This window comes from Xenorhabdus sp. TH1 (genome assembly GCF_037260955.1).
GTDB lineage: Bacteria > Pseudomonadota > Gammaproteobacteria > Enterobacterales > Enterobacteriaceae > Xenorhabdus > Xenorhabdus griffiniae.
On the sequence record NZ_CP147734.1, the window covers coordinates 2,579,330 to 2,599,550 of the forward strand.

Sequence of the window (20,221 nt, forward strand, 5' to 3'; positions counted from 1 at the left end):
TTTTATTCTTTCATGTGGAAGAATAAAAAAACTATCCCAAAGAAATCCTGTAAGGAGATTTTTCTTTTGGCAGTGATTCTTGAAATACCCAATATTTTTCAAGGCATTCATCTTCACTTTTATTTTCTCCCAACTCACCCATATCATCACTATTTCTCCCTTCTGTTTTAAGCGTTACCCCATATTTCACACTCGCCGATGCCTGAATACCATCATGATAAAGGATTAATTCTATACTTTTTTTATGGATTTCTTTTAACCAACCCCGGATTTTGGCACCTTTTTCGGCATAAATCTCTCCAGTAATAGTCAGGTTATTATTTATTTCGTAAGGATTGGTTCTCTTTCTCCAACCATACGAGCCTCTATATCTATGTGGAATTCCATTCTTTCTATTATTTTCTTTTTGCTGTTTTTTTCTTTGCTTATCAGTGAATTCGTATTTTTTATTTATTAATGGCTTTCCTGAGCATTCGTCTGCTCTTATATAAATGGAAAAAAGATGTAAAACTAATTGCAGGCCTTTATTTTAAAAGCCTAAATGGAATTATAGAAGAGCGAATACCAAATAAAATACAATTTGCATCCAATTATCTGCATACAATAGGCGAAAATATTTTTTCTACCCGAATATATGTGTAAATATAAAAAATTAGGATTCATGTGGTTTCAATCCATATGAATCCTATCTTAATACCCCCATCAGCTTGACCAGACACTCTCAGGGCGTCACCGAAGGCGTGGATAAGTCAGCATTGCATTAATCATGGTAATTCACTATAAGGTGGAACCGTGATCCCGCCCTAATGAAATCGGCTGATAATTCGCATTAAAACGTTTAGCCAACCCCTCAAGTCGTTTATCTAGCGTCCAGAGCTTCGCTCCTGGTGTTATCATGGTCGATGCCAGCAACGTAATATCAACAAAGCCACATCCAAGCCCGTACAATTTTTTATTTTCAATAAATGCCATCACTTCAGCAATACTGGCGTGATGACTCTGTGTTAACAGACCTAGATCACCAAGCGTTCGCTGTCTTGGCGCTGGAGAGGTTCCACAGGCTATCTCGGCCAGTATCATCGGGTGAATTAGAACCAGATCCCAGCTCAGCAACTGAACCAACCCGTCATTCCTGTTTTTGAAGTGGTCAACCCAAACGGACGTATCAACCAAAACAGTCATTATGAGGATGGCTCCTCATGGCGGCGGGGAACCATCTGCATTTCAGGCGATGAACCGCCGAGCGCAGCCAATCTTTTTGCCGCCTGCACACGAACAAATGTTTTCACAGCTTCCCGGAAAATATCGGCTTTATCCATGCCAGGCTCGGCCATTTCTAGCGCCTGAGCATATAATACATCATCTATCGTGACGGTAGTTCGCATAATATTACCTCAATGATTCATATATTGATGCTAAGATACATCAAAAATAGAATCAAAACAATTCGACCTATCCGTGCCCATATGGGTTCCTCATCATCCTGAATGATAATGGGACGTATTCACCCGTAATGATGCTCGCCATAAAGGAGGCTAAATAGTGATAAATCCCAATAACACGTTAATTGAAAAATGGCCCATGAATATGGGCCATTTTGTTAATAAGACTATCAGACTAGTTTAGATTTTCCATTAATGGTATCAGACCAAGCCGTTATAACGGTTGATTTCGATTTACTATCCAGCGAATCAATCAAGCTGCTGTCTCCCATATTAGGTGCGAATCCACTCATAGCCTGCACCAGGGAATCAACGGCATTGGCAGAGAGTGTTGTATATTCACGCTCGCCCTGTGCATCTTTATCTCCCATTTGGGTGATGATATCCGCACGGTTGCCATTGAAATAGTCATTGAACGTTACAGAACCCATTGCCTCAAATTCCCCCTGTGCAGAGGTATCTTTGACATTACGCTGGGTCAACAGAACTAAATCGTAACCGCTGCGTTGGAACCACAGGTTTTGCCAATTCATATCGTTGAAAATAATCTTGTCACCTTGCTTGATATCTTCAACCACGTTATCAATCACATCACCACTGACCACAAAGCTATTCACGCCCGTGCCACCCTTGAAGCGGTTTTGGTATCCACCCAATACCAACAGATCATCACCATCGCCACCGTTAAGCTGGCTGAACTTAGAGACCACATCGGCAATCAGGTGATCACTACCTGTCCCCCCATTGATAACAGTGTGATAACCCATCAATTTGATGGCATTGTTACCTTCCTTGCCATCGACTCGGTTATTGTTGCCGAATACCGTCGCAAAGTCGTTACCTTTGCCCAAATCAACCTGATTATTATTGCCAATGGTGACAACGTAATCCTGATCTTCCCCTGCATCAATGCGGTTAAAGTTGCCGGAAGCCACGATATAATCACGTCCCTTGCCGCCATCAATCACGCCACCTTCACCAAAGGCAAAGACCTGATCATCGCCATCTCCCATGTAGGCGTAGTTAATCCGTCCAGCCAATACAGCCACATCATTGCCTGCACCACCAAACATCATGTTTTCACGCCCCATCATGACACCGACATCATTACCCTGGCCACCTGTGAAAATATTCGAGGTGCCTACGGAATAGAAAACGTCATCACCACGGCCGCCCCAGAAGTTATTGTTATCTCCCAGATACGCACCGAGATCTTTACCGTCACCACCCCAGTTAAAGTTGTAGTTACCCAAAGAAACGTGGATGTCACCATCCCCTTGCAGATGACCGCTATTACGCAGGAAGTCGAAGGTTTTATCCTGCATGTTGAGTAAGTCGGCAGTCAGATTCTCTTTTAAGTTAGTGACCAGCGATTTCATCTCGGCCTGCTTATCCTGGTTAAACAGCGTTGCAAACAAGTTTGGCAGGTTCAGGGACGTCAGCCCAAAGGCGCGATCTGCCTGAGTCGTTTCTGGTGCTGGCTTATCCCCTTTACTGATGGAAACACGCCCTTCCTGATTTTCATCCGGTGCTTTGGCTTTCAGGCCGTGGCTTTCAGCAAACGATCTCACGCCATCAGCCCCCATATTCAGGCCGGCTTCCAGGCTATCCAGTAATTTGTCTGGATCAGTGAAGGCGTTCAGTTGATCGCCACTGAATTCACCGATGATTTTCAGCATCTCACGCAAAATAGCGACACCATCAACAGGCTGGCCTGAACGGGAGACAATACCGCCTTCCGGGGTATAATCCACACCAAAGATATCTGCCAGCGTGGTATCCGCACTAACCCCTGCCAGATCCCCCAGCAATTTGTTTTTGATCTGACGTGGCAAGTCCGTTGGGCTAAAGGTAAACGTGGTTTTTGCCACACCCGTTGAGGTATATTCCTGCGTCATCAGACCAAACAGTGAACCCATATTGGTATCCAGAATCGACTGGATATTGTCACCAAACATAAAGTTCCAGTTACCCGCCGTAACCTGAATATCCGCACCTTGTCCACCCACGGCAAAGTTGAAGGCCAGTTTTTCATTCGCTTGACGGAATTTATCCGCCCGACTGATTTTACCCATTTCCGGGGTATTGCCATTTCCACTCAACCATTGGTTGTATTTTTTGTTCAGGGTGCTTTCGAGATCATTTTTCAGGCCACGGCTGCTACGTTCATTTTGTGAGTCGAGATCAGTCAACGTCTTATAATCCACACTGCTGGTCAAATCGAGACCGGACAGATCACTGACATATTTCTTCGCACTTTCCAAGCTCCATTGCTGGTTTTGTGTCGCCAGCCAATCTGGTGAATCAAACGAACCGGCAATGTTTTGCAATACCCCCGAAATACGGGCTGCACCATCAAATGGGTTAACCAACGGTGGGGTTGGAATGGATTTCTCCAACATAACGATCAGATCATTACTGCGTCCCAAGTTGAAGCTGATGTTACGGTTGCCGACAAACAGTTGTGCACCTTCCAATGCCTGATAACCGGCAATATCAACACTGTGTTTGCTGTTACCCTCACCAATGTGAACCATCACATTGTTATCACCGAAGGCCAGAGACTTAAAGCCACCTGTACCAGCCTTGATACCTACATTGGTAGTGCCCCAGTTAATGGCCGTAAACTCACCATCACCAACCTGAACCTGAATATTGCCGGAATAACTCAGTTGGTTATTGGATGATGCCGCCGCTGAATGGTTATCCGCCGCATCGCGTTGTTTCGGTGCATGGAATGCCTCGGTATTATCGGCAATCGCACCTTGCGCTTTTGCATCCACATCTGCCTGCCCCACGCGGGACAAGTTGATGTCATTTTCAGCAATACCAAAGCGGATTCGTTCGGAGTGGCTTTCCACTTCACCGTTGTCATTCCATCCCAAGACGAGCTTATTATCCGTGAGCTTGTGCACCCATTGTTCCTGCGCATCTTTGGTGTATTTGCGGCCAATACTGTCTACCGCGACCTCACTGCTGCGCGCCGATACGGTGGTACGAATACCTTGCTTATCCAGTGCCGAAATAAAGCGATGGGCGAAACCATTACGGTTGTCATCGCCTATCAAAGAACAACCCACGAGACTAATATGGTCTGGTGTGCCGGCCTGTTGGAAATCAGTACGGAACTGTTTCAGTTTCAGAGCCAGTTCATCCGCACTGTAACCGCTCAGGCGTGTATGATTCTGCGCTGCACCTTCACGTCCATGCCCAACAATCTGCCAGCGTAATTTGCCGGACAAGACAGCGGGATCACCATACACCACGCGATATTGACCGTTGGCATCAAGCTGAACGATCAAGCTGGAATCCGGGTGCTTACCTGCCAGGTTTGCAGCGGCTTGCGCAACCACAGGATCATTTTCGGTCTGGATAATAATCTGACCCGCAAAGCGGCTATCGCTACCTTCATGCTGTGGTTTGACCACAATATTTTCCCAGGCATTGACATCCTGGTTATTCACGTGAATATGACTTTCCAGCGAGTCATCACCTAACGGTTTTTTCACACTATGGGTTGCATCAATCTCTGCCGGTTTCTTGATTGGGGTATCATCAAACACAGGCAGTTCTAAGATGTCTCGCATCGTGAAGTTTTCAGCCCATCTTGGACGATAAGTTGCCAGAACCTCACCATCCATGACGACCACACGTTTGAAGAGGCTTTCCCCTGCCGCATTTTTTGGCAACCCATAACTTTTTGCCATGTTTAGACCAGATTTACCGAAGAAACGCGTTATATAAGCGCCAAACTTCTCCGCCGACGAGAACTCAATGATCCCCACGTTTGGATCATAGAAACCATAAACACGGTTTTCACTATGGCCTTTCGCCCAAGCCGCCATGGCATGGTTTGGACCATCCAGCTCAAGCAACACAGGTTTACCTTCTGTAGTGTCGGCGGTAATTTTCTGGACGAGGTCATTGACTGTCAGCGCCTTGGCGTCTTCCAGTTTTTCTTTCCACACTTTGATGGATGTTTCAGACATTGGGTTTCTGGCATGGAGTGCCGCCAGCGATCCCAACAACTTATTGGCGTTAGCGCGCTCGGTGGCAGAATACAGATCTGGATTACTCAATACCGCTGCCGCAGAATACATTTTTTCCAGCAATTGACGAGCAACACCCTCCTGACCCTCATTTTCAAATTGCTTCGCAACCAGAACCAGCTTCGATAGTGGGTCGCAACGTCCGCCAAAACCATCATTTGACAGGTTCAATAATAACAATTGGGGTGCCAGTTGTTCGCTTGCCTTCTTATCTGCGATACCCGTTGAAGCGATATCACGGAACAACCGATTGTATTTTTCAGCTTTTGGTTGGAAAGTCATTTTCCAGGCGCGGCTTTCAATTTCCCAGGCTAAAGCCCCTTTTTGCTCCAGGCTCCAGTTACCTTTAAGTAGCAAATCCACCAGTTGCTTGATATTCATATTTGGACGGAAACCATCCACCACCTGTTCTGCATGGCCTTGTTTGTAACCCGCCAGAAAATCTTTCGTTGTGCGAATATCTTTTGGCCTGCCTGAATCGGTTGGCTGTGGTTTGACTATTTCACTGTAACGTTGCAGGTCGCTAGTGATGCTCTTGAGAACTTCTGGCTCGTCTGGCTGCGGTTTTACGTCAAACAAATCCGTTACAATCTGTTTGACATACCGACTCATCAAACGGCTGCTCTCTTCATGAGCATGAGGAGTCAGTTCACCTGATACCCGATAACCGGTACTCACCAGCTTAATTCGTAATTTTTCCCCTTCCCGGCCTAATCCTTCACTATCGGTCAATAGCATGATTGGCGTCTGTTTCGAGATACCTTGCAGATTTTTCTGCACAGAGAACCGACCATTAAAGAATTTGGCCAAACCTGCTGTGATCCCTGCCGGGTTCCTCATTTCATGGGCGGTAATCGCTTTGGTCATACTTGGCATTGGCCTGTCAAGCAGCAAACCAGAGACGGCTTGGCCGTTGCGCTCAGCATAACGGGCAAGATCTGCCGCAACCGCTCCACCCATAGAATAGCCATGGATGATGATGTTTTCGGGCTTGATACCACGATCATTAACTAAGTATTTGAACATGGTACGGGCATCCTGATAGAGTCCTTTCTCGCTTGGGTGACCATCACTGGTGCCGTAGCCCCGCATGTTCACCGCCAGCACATCAATACCCTGTCTTTGGTAATGGATTTGGACTGTACTGGATTGCTCTTCGGCCGATGATCCGGAACCGTGGATGAAAAGAACGACTTTTTTTGCCGAACTATGTTCATCTTGATCTTTTTGGCCACCATGATGGTAATAACCAGTCAGGCGTCCGGCGTTACCTTGTAGCGTAACTTTATTCGCTTCGCCTTTAGTCACTGCCTCATCTAATATTAATTGAGTGCCGTAATCGACTTTACGACGTTCTTCTTTGTTGCCGAAAAGCTCATTATTAACGAGACGCGTTATGATATTGGCTGGTTCACTGTCACGCGGTGGTGTGCCATCGTGATCAATAGCCACTTTTTCCAGCACCTTATCTTTCTTATCGGCGTGATCCAAAACGTCCAGCTCACCACCGATAACCCGATTTGGCTCATGCAAGATCTTTTCAACCTGCGCTTCCTGCAATGCCTGGGCAAAATTGAATAGTTCGGTTGGCGTCCAGACGCCAAATGTTGGTCGCCATGTATGACCGATAACGTTATCAGCACCTCCCGCCTTAAGCACTCTGGCAACAATGCTTGAACAGTTTTTTGTCAGAAGTTGATAACGCGTATCTGGATTTTCGCTAATTTTCCGCCATTCCGCCCGCATTGCGGCCGTATCTAATCCAGCCAGATTGATGCGGAATACACGCCCATCATCGCCATCACTGTCCTTGAAATCCCGAATACCGTCTAGAAGATAGTTTTGTTCTCGCTCAAGAAACTTCTGGATAGCATTGGCAACGCGTTTTTCTGTCAGTTCAGGGGGTTGAGTGGCAGCCTTGCGCAGAACCTCAGCAAATTGTTTGCCCATTTCAAATACATCCACGCCACCCTCTGCCAATTTGTTGAGGAATGGTCGGGCAAACACTTCTGGTATGCCGAAATTTTTCAGCAGGCGAGGGTTTTCCAGTAAAGTCGTGGCAAACCCTTCGCTGGTATCCGCGAAGGTTTTATCAACGCCTTTCGCAATCTGAAGCTCTTCATCAAGCTGCTTGTAGACAACATACTGCATACCAAAGTTATCTTGTTCTTCAGAATCAACATCCCGTTCTAAAGTTTGATTCTGGGTTGCCGATTGACTCAAATCACGCCAGCGTATATGAGAAAAATTATTTAAAATATGAGCAGGATCAGAAGACTTACCCCATTTCGGCCACCAACTGACGTAATTTTGCTGATTGAATTCATTGGTATTTTCTGTGATCTGGATACGTCCCTGACCAATCTGCAAGGCAGCATGTCCCAATTGACTGTGATCACTTGGTTTCCAGATAAACAACGTTGCGCTCACCGGAGACAGTTGTTGTTCCACCGCCTGATGTATCTTTCTCAAGCCTGAGATATCAATCCCCTTGCCATCTTTCGACAATTCATGGGGTTGCAGGGTTGCAAAGACGTTTTCTGCTACTGACTGACCATATTCATTGCTCACAGCCGCTTTGATCTGTTCAACCGCTTTTTCTGCACTTTCCGCTTTCATCGCAATCTGGAGATTGGATTTACCGCGGGTAACAAAATTCCCTTGTTCATCAATATAAAGATGTTTGGAGTCTTTAAGGTTAGTATTACCCAGTTTGTTATAGAGATCGCTAAAACTACCTTTACCTGAACTTTCGAAGGTCGGTTCAGCCAATGTCAGCGACTCTTCCATGCGCACATTGATCTGTGACAGCAAGTTTTTCAACGCCGGGGTACGTTCTGAATCAGGGTGCCCTAATAGATAACCTTCAACCTGATGACGCAAATAAGCCAGTTTTTCCACCGTTTCCAGTTTATAATCCTGGCTGCCTTGTAGGATATTTTCATAGCTTTTTAATGCTTCCAGGACATTACGATAGCTGTCACCCAGAATTTTGCCTTTAACATAGGCCGCTTCCTGCAACTCCGTTGCAGACATCAGGTCAGTTTGCGGTTTATAGCGCCAGCTGCCATCCGCTTTTTCAGCGATAATGCGAGTACGTCCGTGCTCGTGGGAAACAATGCGATCTTTCACCAAATGCAATTCATCAGGCAGTTGGTCGTAATGGTTATAGTTGGCGAGAATAAAACGCTCAATAGATTTAATCTGAGCGGAATCTTTTGGATTTTCTAACATGATAGTTTTGAAGCTATCACTGTTCTTACCCGGCCAAGGGCGGACTTCAAAACCTTCACCATCAACTTCACTCACCAACAAATTGCGTTCTGTACGCAAACCATAGAATGGTAAGGCTTGATTCAGCAGGTTATCGATGGCACTGGTTTTGATATCCAAATCAACCAATGTATACGGTTTATATTTGTCAGGGTCCAATGCAAGCAGCCTTTCCTGCTCTGCAAGGCTGAGCGAATTAAAACGCACTTTTACAGTCACACCGGCTTCTGTCAATCTGCGGCCAAGGGATTCAGGTGACGCGCCTTTATACTCTGCAGCAGCTTTATCCAGCAGACGAATTTCCCCGACCAAGCCTTCACGCTGTAATTGACGCAATACAGGTAATTCAACATTCCAGAAGTAGTTGCCAAGAGGCAATCCGCCTTCCGAAATGAGATAAACATCATCACGTGAGCCAGTTGCATAGAGGGAACTCCAGAATCCGGTATTGCTGTATGTCGCAGCATTAACGGCCGATTGCAAAGCCTTCTGCTCTGCAATATCAGATTTGAGATGATAAAAAGCCCAATTCATCAGCGATTTGTTCAAGGCAATAGCAAACTCGTTACCTTTTACATCAATATCGTAAACCACTTTCTTGCCATCAGCCTGTGCTGCATCAAGAACTGCACGATATTGCTTGAAGTTTTTGCCAGACCAAAATGAAACGATACTCTTATCACCATGTACAGGTTCGAAGCTATAGCCATAGCTTTCCAGCCTTGAGACGAATTCGACGCGCTTATCCCAATCGTAATCGATGGTTGCATCAACAAATAATTTTGCCAATGAAGTATACTGGTCTTCCGGTACGCTGTTTTCACTATTAGTAAGTTGCAGATAGTTTTCAATAAAGGTTACCATTTCTTGTCTGTGGTCATCCGATATATCTGCATCCACGCGATCAAACCCTGGTACGGGAATATATTTTTCTGTGGCAAGTTTGTTGTCTTTATCTAACCAACGGTAAACATTGGCGACTTTTTGTGCCTTGCTTGCAACAGAATAACCAGTTTCAGCCGGAGCCACTGAATCTTGCTGAACATGTTCTTCACCCAGCGCTTTCAGTCCACTGAGATCCAATCCCGAAATTCTCGGGGTATCCCTGATCCATTCAGTCACCACGGCAGAAGGTTGGCTAATCACCTGATTATCCGACGTTTCGCCATGAACAGACGTTAACACTTTTTTGGCACGTATCCCTGCATTGATCTGCAAGCGGTTTAAGGCAGCTTTTGCATTACCAAGCTCGCTCAGATCCTTATCCAGCTCTTGTAATTGCTCACTGAATCGACCATCAGCCTGAGCAGTCGAATTGGCATTGATATTACTCTTGGATTTTTCTGCTTGTTCAATGTCTTCAGAGTAATTAGCGTTATAAGTTTTACCAGACAAACCACTGCCTGTTGCGCCTGTACGAACCGGTTTATGGCTGTTATCCAGTTTTGAACCCTTGGCATCATGTTGCACTTGCGCAGTTTTATTGTCTGCCGCAGAGACTTCATGCTGACCATGCTGCTCTGCTTGTTGTACGGCCAGATTACCCTCATGTTCTGCCCGCTTAGCTTTTAGCTCACGATCAAGGGCTTCTTTCTCTCTGTTTTTGGCCTGAATGAGCGCTTCTTCAATATCTTGCTCAGCATCTTGTTGATTTTGCTCAGCCTTAAGTACACCCATTTCTGATTTAGCGACAGCATCTTTAGTATCGCCCAAACGTGCTGCTATCACTTCCTGGATATTATCCAATTGATTCTGCGCAGTTTCACCAGACTGATTCAATTCGGTTTGAATACGCTGCTGTAAACCTGCCGCGAACTGATCACGCCATTGTTGGCCTGATTCACCATGATGGCTGGCATGGACATCCAGTGTTTCCAGCCCTTTAACCTGCGCCAGCATCTCATCTGTCACCGCCTGCGCTTCTTCTTTGATGGCATTACGCTGGCTCTGCCCATTAGCGTTCAGGGCATCCAGATCTGTCGCTTCCAGTTGTGACTGGGTGCCAGCAATCGCTGCAAGTTGCTTATCTTTTTCCTGAGCCAGACGTTGGCTATCGGCTTCTGCTGTTTCCTTGTCCTGCAAGGCATTGTGTGCTGCTTTATCCTGTTTCACATGGTCAGCAACTCCACCGTCTTTCAGTTCAGCAGTTGCAACTACATTATCCAGCACATAACCAAAACCATCATTTAAGCCAATTCCAGAAAATGCCAGCCGGTTACTGCCCGCATTGGCGGTTAAGGTCAGAGTCTTGTTTTGCCACTCACTGTCACCATTGGCGGCAGCAAAAACAACCTTGCCATTCCACCACACTTCCAGCCCATTATCCGCAGAGCTGCCAGCACGCCTTGCAAAATCGAACTTAACCGTAATTTCTTCACCCGCCGTCAAGTTCTGGATATCCTGATAGATATTTGTGTTACCACTGACATCAAGCTCACTGACCCGCTTACCATGCCCTTCATCACTCAATCCATATGCCTTGGCTGAATGGTTGGCTTCAATGCCATTGGTGGATTTCCATCCCACAACACCTTGTTCAAAATCACCATTGACGATTAAATTGCGTGGTCGATTCGGGTTCAGACGTTCTTCACTGCCAAGTGTCTTCTCGATCCCTGCAATATCTGGGGTATCCACACCGGTCACAGCCCCTTTCAGATCTTTTGCCAAATCCGATGAGATTTCATTAATTTCTGTCAGTTTGAAACCATTTAGGGAAGAAACTTCCGGCAGGTCAATGGCGCCTCGCCCTTTATGGGTTCCTGATGTCGTGGCTTCATCGCCATTCACCAGATAATTGATACCCTGACTGCCCGCGTGACCCAGTACGGTTTGTTTGAGATTGTCAAACAGTGCATTCAGTTTATTGCTCTGGGTATTGCTTTCCGCCACCGCAAGGCTATAAAAATCACCATTACCCACCTGAATTGCCACGTTGTTACGCGCATAAGAAGCGTTAACGTTCAGGCCATCACCCACACGGATATTGGCATTGCCCTTGCCCTTCATGACGGAAACATTCAGACCGTCACCCACACGGGTATTGACGTTGAATTTACCCCAGGCCACATTGACGGAAACCCCATCGCCGACTTTGGTATTGATGTTCAGGTCGCCATGAACCGCAGTCACGCTAAGGCCATTCCCCACTGTGGTGGTGATATTGCCTTTACCTTTGGCCGCCGTAACTTGCATACCATCACCCACTTTGGTGACGACATTGCCCTGGCTCCATAACACATTGAAGCTATCCCCATGCCCGATTTGGGTGACGATATTAGCCTCACCCTTAGCGAGTACAACGTTACGACCATCACCAACCTTGGTGATGACATTAGCCTTGCCCCACGCACCGGTATAGTCATCACCGTTGCCAACATGGGTTACGATATTGGCTTGCCCTTGGACAACGGTCACTTCCTGACCATCGCCGATTTTGGTAATGATATTTGCATCACCTTTGGCAAAGTTATAGCGATCGCCGTGACCGACCTGAGTCAGGATATTGCCTTTACCCCAGGCGGCATTGATACCCAATCCATCACCGACTTTAGTGATGATATTGCCTTCCCCTTTGGCAAATCCGACCGTTGTGCCGTCACCAACATGGGTCATGATATTGCCGATTTTAGAAACCAGCAGGCCGACCGCACTTCCATCACCGACTTTGGTCAGGATATTGCCTTTGCCCATCAACACGGCTGCCGTTGTGCTATTGCCTTCCTGATTAACATGGGTCACCACATTGGCTTCAGAAGCGGCCACAACGCCCATAAAATCATTGCCGACTTTTGTCACAATGTTGGCTTTGCCTAATGCCAATACACCGGTTAAACCATCACCGACATGGGTCATAATATTGGCTTCGCCAAACATAGCAGACAATGTTGTGCCATCACCCACTTTGGTCATGATGTTGGTTTTACCCGCAAACAAACCAATGCTGGTGCCGTCTCCAACATGGGTATAAATGTTGGCGTTACCCACCATCAATGCTGCGGTCAGATCATCCCCCACTTTGGTCAGCACGTTTGCCCCACCAATCATGGCCGCGAAAGTGGAACCATCACCAATCTGGGTAAAGATATTGCCTTTACCAATCATGGCAGACAGGGCATCGCCATCGCCAACTTTGGTCGCAATATTGCCTTTGGCGATCATCAAAGCAACACTCTTGCCATCACCAACGTGGGTGTATACGTTGCCTAATGCCAGCATCAAGGCCAGTGCATCGCCATCGCCAACTTTCGTGAAGATATTGCCTTTACCGCCCATTAACGCCCAGGCATTGCCTTCACCCACCTGAGTGAAAATATTGCCTGCACCAATCATCGCCGCAATGGTTGTACCATCACCCACCTTGGTGAAAATATTACCCAGCGCACCCATCACACCCAGCGTTTGCCCATCACCAACATGGGTCAAAACGTTACCCAGGCCTAACATAATGCCGGTTGTATCACCCTGGCCAACTTTGGTCAGAATATTAGCACCACCCAACATAACACCGGTCGTTTTGCCATCCCCCATATGGGTCAGGACATTGCCGCCACCGCCCATGACGGCCTGGACATTACCTTTGCCCTTTTTCGTCAGGATGTTGGCTCCGCCCAACGCAATTGCCGATGTATTTGCAGAGCCAGAATTCGACGTTTCATTATGGCTAATATGGGTAATAATATTGGCGCCACCCAGCATGGCTGATTGCAAATCGCCTTCGCCCACTTTGGTCAGAATATTAGTGCCACCTGCCAGTATTGATGCGACATTACCATTCCCCATCTGGGTCAGAACATTGGCACCGCCAATGCCCGTCCAGAACGCATCGCCATGACCAATTTGGGTATGGGTATTGAAACCACCGCCCATTGCAATACGGCTGTTGCCATTGCCTTTGTGAATAGAGATATTGCCAACCGCCAGAAGGTGAGCAAGATAGCGGCCATCGCCAACACGAACCAACACGTTTGCTGCCCCGCCCGCATTGACATTCATTTCACCGCTCCGGCTCTGGTGCAGCAACACGTTGGCAATGCCAGCGCCATCAAAGTTCAGGTTACCTTCTTTGCCTTTTTTGATGATGATGTTTGCGCCACCACCACCTGCGAAGGTGGTATTACCGAATTCAGAGCTATGTTCAATCACGTTCGCAATGCCCGCACCTTTAAAGCTGACATTGCCACGAGTCACGTTGGATTTGATGATGTTGCCACCACCGGCACCAACATAATGAATATCACCAGAACTGTCATTACTGTCAGTTGCCGAGTTGAACAGTTCAAGATCACTATATTCATGCATATCAGGCACACGACTGGAGGTTGTGCGCACAGTATTAACGCTGTAATGCAGATCACTTAGTGAGTAGCTACCGGTTCCCATATAGTGGTAACCATTGGCAAAAGAGATATCGGTGTTCGCCAGATTAGCGGTATGGTTGCCTTCTTTATACCAAGGGCGAGCGATATATCGCAGCACGCCTGTATTGGGATCATTCTTTAGTTCAACTACCACGACCTTGGTATATTCGCCAAGTTGCTTACCATAAATATAGGTGTTCGGCATCCGGTTGGATTTGACGGCTTTTACATCAACGGTGGTTCCATCACGATAAATAGCATAACCGCCCATTTTGGCATCAGACAAAGTAATATCTGCTGCGTTAATCTGGACACCATTACCATAATCTACCCATTGGTTTTCCGTCAGCTTTTTCTCAACCGCATGAATCGTGATCGGTTTCTGTTGTTCAACGATCAGGTTTGACAACGTGTATGCGCCGTCTTCATCGACTGAATTAAAACCACCTTGATCTGAAATATCTTGTTTTTCCAGCCCCTTGAGGTGTTTCCCCGTTTTAAACCAGGCAGTCGAAAAGTACCTCAGCTTGCCCGTTTCGGGATCATTGCGCAGTTGAACCTTGTTGATTTTAGTGTAAGTGCCATCCTCAAATGCAAACAGGTAAGTATTTGGCTCCCGCGCCGATTTAACCCCTGTCACCTGATGGGAGTTGCCAATCCATGCGCCACTCATGGTTGCTGTTGTCAGCACAACCTCTTCAGCTTTGGCGTATTCCATCCCTTCACTGCCGAAGTCATTGGCTTTTCCTTTGCGGATAATTTCGTTATAAGCACCGCCACCTGTGAAATGGATATTACCGTGCGCAACATCAGAGTAAATGCGGTTATAACCACCTACACCTTCAAACCGGATATTCCCACGCGTTTCAGAGTAGATATCAGCCTCCTGACGTATACGCTCGATACGGTTATAAGCCGCACCACCACTGTACGTAATATCACCGACCTTGCCCGTGTGCGTTATCGATACCCCACCAGCAACACCAGAAAATCCGATATTTCCGCTCTCATTTTTGTCAATCTCTGCATAACCAGCACCGCCTTTAACTGTCAGGTTTCCGGTGGTGTCAATGACCTTAAGATAGGCGGCGCCTCCTACAACGGTATCATGTCCAGATCCCGTATACACCGTAGCCCCAATCGATCCCACTGTAATATGGTCATTGCCGCCGTAAGCATATATATTTCCGCCAAATCCAATGGCCTTAATGTTGTTATCACCATCATCGGCGAAGTAATTCCCCGTAACGAAGTATTCAACGCTTCTCCAAAATGGTTTTCCCATATATCAATCTCTGAGTAAAAGTTAAATCGAAAACCACTGTACCCGACGGATACAGCGGTTATTTGAAACATCCAGAGTTCCCCTGACTGTGCAGGCTTTTTGCCCTTTCCATGCGGCGAAGACACGCCGGCGCAGATCGCGGGCAATGTCACGCGCATGTCCGAAAGGCGCAATCATTTCTGGAAAAAAAATATGCTGGCCGGAACGCCAATCTTCCTGTGAAATTTCCCGTTCACCGGCAAGAATGGCATCCCGACTGCTGTCAGACAAAAAAGCCCAATTACAAAAAGCAATTGGGCGTTGATGTTCATCTTCGTAATAGCAAAACTGATTGAGCTGGAATGATGGCAAGATACGTTGTTGCCATTCAGCAACTAAATAACGTTGGTGCAAGGGGGAATGCTGACAAAGCAACATCACCCCACCCATCATTGCCTGTATTTCATGCGCACTCAGTGTTGCTGAATGATGTGTGATCACCATAAGTTAGCAACTGCCTGATAAAATTTTGCTGATACTATTTTGTGGTTTCAGAATTGCGTGTTGAACGTTTTTTCGGCTCTGTAGCGGCTGCTTCCGTCGGTTTTTCGCTTTCGTTGATCTCAGGCATCGGTAAAAAACCTGCGGCAATCAGTTTATTGATTTCGGCTTCCATTCTTGGGTCTTCAAGCATACTTTTGACCATGGAAACCATATACATAAAACCAGAGGCAGGCATATGGATCACTTGTTTTAACTGCAATTCCTGATCATTTTCCGCCAGCGTACCCTTCGCCATTTGGTTAGGCTCCTGGCCGACAAAATAAAGAGAAAATACGCCTTTGTTATAATTAACGCTTGAGATGGTTTGAACAAATTTTTCAGACATAGCATTATCCATTAAATAATTATTAATTTAATGTTAATATTGCATTAAATTAATATGATTTAACCTGATGACTACAGTTCATCAATGTCAACTAAAACCATTTATATTTCCCTTATCTTTCAATCGCGATTTTTGAAAAATGGATCATTTTGAAAGAACTATCCAAAATACAAAATAGCAAGTAAAGTATGGGCCGATTTAAGCATGGCTCTATTATTAGATGGTTTACTGACAATGCATTACCAACTATAGTTTGCCAACGACTTTGGATAAAGATATAACTATTTATTGGCTAAAATCAACATATAAATAGCGCATGTCTATTCAGATACTGCATTTTATTCTAATTACTGACACTCACAGGCTCTTTGATAGCAGATAATATTTTTATCGATTTGTTAAAATCACTTAATACATTAACATTTCACGTATTTTTAGGTTATCTGTTTATATCAAAAATGTGATTTTTTATTTAAAAAGATTTAACTTAATGAATGAAATAGAAAAAACAATAATATCATTAATTAATTTAATAATAATGATATCTAATAGAGATCATACGGCCATATCAAATAAAAATTTAAATGATAGTGATGATTATATTTCTACTCTCAAGCAGCTACAAAAAGAATGTAATATTAAAATCAAAAATAAATACTCTATAAATAAGAAGTTAAGTGCCATATCTCTACCGGCCATTTTGTTTAATAATGATGGGCAACCTTTCATTCTGGCGAAATATGATGAACAGCGGGTTTTAATTCAAAAACCTTATCAAGATACACCGGAGATATTAGGTAAAGAAGAATTTATCAATCTATGGAGTGGCAAGTGGATAAAAATAACACAAAAAAGCAACCAATTTAATATCCGCTGGTTTATTCCTGAATTTGTCAGGCAAAAGAAGAACCTGACGGAGATACTCCTGTTCTCCTTTGTTCTACAGATCCTGGCGCTTATCTCTCCTCTGGTCGTGCAAGTTGTCATGGATAAAGTGCTTGTGCACCAGGCGCTTTCCACATTGGATGTGCTGATTTTTGGGTTGGTGGCGGCCGGGCTGGTTGAAATCATTCTGCGGGGATTGCGTGAATATCAGTATGCCCACACCGCCAACCGGATTGATATCAAACTGGGGTTGAAGCTGGTTAACCACCTGTTTGGCTTGCCATTGCTGTTTTTTAAATCTCGTCAAGTGGGTGCAATTGTGACACGAGTACGGGAGCTGGAAACCGTTCGCGAGTTTTTAACCGGCTCGATGTTCACCTTGTGTATCGACGTTTTGTTCATGTTCGTCTTTATTTATGTCATGAGCTTATTGTCCGGTATGCTGACGCTGATCTTCTTGCTTACCCTGCCCTGTTATGCCCTGCTGGCCTGGTGGGTGACACCGAAAATCGAAAAAGCGGTGGAAAAACAGTTCACCCATGCCGCAATAAATACCTCTTTCTTGACTGAAACCGTTGCCGGTGCCGAGACGCTAAAAAGCCTTGCCGCTGAACCCCGCTTTATTCGCCGCTGGGATAGCCAGACCGAAAAGATGGTCAGCACCAGTTATGATGTACAGCAATGGGATAATCGCTCCGGTCATCTGGTAATGGTGCTACAAAAAGTCACCAGTGCCATCATTATCTGGCTGGGTGCTTCGGAAGTGCTTTCCCTGCACATGACCATTGGTCAACTGATCGCCTTCAACATGATGGTCAGCCACACCCAACAACCTCTGGCTAAGTTAGTGCAACTGTGGGGACAATTTATCCGTTCACGCATTGCCATTGAGAAGCTGGGAGATATGCTGAATCTGCCAACAGAGCAGCAATCAGGTAACGAACAGGTGACCTTAAGAGGGGCAATCTCATTTTCTGATATCGTCTTTCGCTATCAACCCGATCTCCCCCCTACTATCAACCATTTCACCCTAGATATTCGGGCGGGGGAAACTGTAGGCGTTGTCGGCACCTCTGGTTCCGGGAAAAGTACCCTTGCACGTTTGCTGTTACGGCTTTATACCCCAGAAAGTGGGGCTATCACGCTGGATGGCGTTCCCTTGCAAAATTTTAATATTGAATCCATCAGGCAGCAGATCGGTATCGTTCTGCAAGAAAACTTTCTATTTAATAAAACGGTGTATGAGAATTTGTCTCAATCCTGCCCTGATGCCCCGTTATCCGCGATCATCGAAGCAGCAAAGCTGGCTGGGGCACATGATTTTATTCTCAGATTGCCGATGGGATATGACACGGTGATCGCAGAAGGAGGGCAGTCGCTATCAGGCGGCCAGAGACAGCGTTTGGCTATAGCCAGAACCCTGCTGTCAGATCCCAAGATCCTGATCCTGGATGAAGCCACCAGTGCACTGGATGATGAATCACAAGCCATCATTCAATCTAACATGGCTGAGATTGCCCAAGGCAGAACCGTCATCACCATTGCACATCGTCTCTCTACAGTACGCCAATGTGACCGGATTATTGTATTACACCAAGGCCAAATCATCGAACAAGGTAGCCATGAACAGCTTCTGCAACAAGGCAAACACTATCGGAAACTTTGGCAGTTACAACAAGAGCTAAAACAGGAGGAGCCTGCCCATGTTTAAGGCTATCTTTCGGAAAGGAATCAAACCGTTACGTATTGCCAACCCGCATTACGATTTTTTGCCAACCCATTTGGCATTGTCACAACGTCCACCTTCGCCGTTCGCCCGTTATACAGCAATAACCCTAAGCATTAGCATTTTGCTTGCTTTGCTATGGGCTTGCCTGGGGAAACTGGATGTACAGGCAACCGCAACCGGACGTTTGATAGCGTCTGGTCGTTCCCAAATCATTCAGGCTTATGAGCAGAGCCGCCTGATTGCTATCCATGTCACAAATGGTCAGCATGTTGAGAAAGGCGCACCTCTGCTTACACTCAATACGCTGGGCGTCAATCAGGATATTGCCCGTTTAAGCGAGCAACGTGATTATCTGGTGGAAGAGGAAATCCGTTACCAGGCCCTGCTTGAAAAGCAAGATCCCAAATCCCTGCCACTTTTCCAGCAACAATCCGCAGATAGACAGACAAGCATTCTGACGCATTACGCTCACGAAAAGCAGGAATTTGACTCAATCATTACCAGTATCCATACGGAAATGGCAGAGAACCTGACTTCCCAACAGGCACGAAACAGTGATATTCGCTCATTAACCAACCTACGTGAAAATATCAACCAACGTTTACAGGCCAGAAAAACATTGAGCCAAAAGCAGGTCATCAGCAAAGTGGAATATCTGGAGCAAGAAAAGGAATTTCTGGAAACAGAAAGGCTGATCGCCCAACAAAAATCGGAACTCGATATTCTGATAACGAAGTACAAAAGCCTGGAAGAACGCTTAAAAGGCACCAAAATAAAAAAAGAGCGGGAATGGTTTGAGAAAAGAAAACAGGCAGAAATACAGTTGGCGTTAACGCACCAAGAAATTTCGAAAATGCAAGAGCGAGAAGAGCTTGAAGTTGTGCGCTCCCCCGTAACCGGCACCGTTCAACAATTAACTGTCCATACCCTCGGCGCGGTACTGCAACCTGCGCAAAATTTGATGGTGATTGTTCCTGATGAACATGTACAACTTGCCGAAATCCAGATTTTGAATAAAGATGTTGGTTTTGTCCGGCCTGGTCAGCATGTCACCGTCAAAGTCGATGCTTTCCCCTATACCCGCTATGGCACAATTGAGGGAGAGTTACTTAGCATTTCGCGGGATTCCACCACCGATGAACAGTTAGGCCTGGTTTTTCCTGCACAAATCAGCCTCAAACAGAACAATATTATGGTAGAGGGGAAACCTGTCGAAATCACGGCAGGTATGTCTATCGTTACGGAAATCAAGACAGATCAGCGAAGAGTGATTGATTATCTGCTCAGCCCAATCCAGGAATATCAATCTGAAGCATTGAGGGAAAAATAA

At 45.8% G+C, this 20,221-nt stretch carries 8 protein-coding genes; 2 read left to right on the plus strand and 6 right to left on the minus strand.

Annotated elements, in window-relative coordinates; all coding sequences use genetic code 11:
- Nucleotides 1–31: 31 nt before the first annotated feature.
- The 6 genes from WDV74_RS11345 to WDV74_RS11370 all read right to left on the minus strand — a co-directional run bounded on the left by WDV74_RS11345 (nt 32) and on the right by WDV74_RS11370 (nt 16,277).
- Nucleotides 32–190: a hypothetical protein gene (locus WDV74_RS11345; RefSeq protein WP_338882904.1), complete on the minus strand. Its 159-nt coding sequence runs from the start codon at nt 188–190 to the stop codon at nt 32–34.
- A 587-nt stretch (nt 191–777) separates the two neighbouring features.
- Nucleotides 778–1,182, minus strand: coding sequence for a VapC toxin family PIN domain ribonuclease (locus WDV74_RS11350; protein ID WP_338882906.1), 405 nt, complete (start codon nt 1,180–1,182; stop codon nt 778–780).
- Nucleotides 1,182–1,385 carry a type II toxin-antitoxin system VapB family antitoxin gene (locus tag WDV74_RS11355; protein ID WP_338882908.1) on the minus strand — a complete coding sequence of 68 codons (204 nt, stop codon included), beginning with the start codon at nt 1,383–1,385 and terminating at the stop codon, nt 1,182–1,184. Before WDV74_RS11355 ends, WDV74_RS11350 begins: the two co-directional genes overlap by 1 nt.
- A 227-nt stretch (nt 1,386–1,612) precedes the next feature.
- Complete coding sequence (rtxA, locus tag WDV74_RS11360; RefSeq protein ID WP_338882910.1) at nt 1,613–15,409, minus strand: MARTX multifunctional-autoprocessing repeats-in-toxin holotoxin RtxA; 13,797 nt, start codon at nt 15,407–15,409, stop codon at nt 1,613–1,615.
- A 21-nt stretch (nt 15,410–15,430) separates the two neighbouring features.
- On the minus strand, nt 15,431–15,892 hold the full coding sequence (rtxC, locus tag WDV74_RS11365; protein ID WP_273558233.1) for an RTX toxin-activating lysine-acyltransferase RtxC: 462 nt from the start codon (nt 15,890–15,892) through the stop codon (nt 15,431–15,433).
- Between the two features lie 34 nt (nt 15,893–15,926).
- Nucleotides 15,927–16,277, minus strand: a complete 351-nt coding sequence (locus tag WDV74_RS11370) for a peptide chain release factor 1 (protein WP_189758091.1) — start codon at nt 16,275–16,277, stop codon at nt 15,927–15,929.
- 490 nt (nt 16,278–16,767) lie between these two features.
- Between WDV74_RS11370 and WDV74_RS11375 the strand changes: the two genes are divergently transcribed.
- Nucleotides 16,768–18,873: a type I secretion system permease/ATPase gene (locus WDV74_RS11375; protein ID WP_338882912.1), complete on the plus strand. Its 2,106-nt coding sequence runs from the start codon at nt 16,768–16,770 to the stop codon at nt 18,871–18,873.
- Nucleotides 18,866–20,221 (plus strand): HlyD family type I secretion periplasmic adaptor subunit, encoded by a 1,356-nt coding sequence (locus tag WDV74_RS11380; protein ID WP_338882914.1) that lies wholly within the window; start codon nt 18,866–18,868, stop codon nt 20,219–20,221. Before WDV74_RS11375 ends, WDV74_RS11380 begins: the two co-directional genes overlap by 8 nt.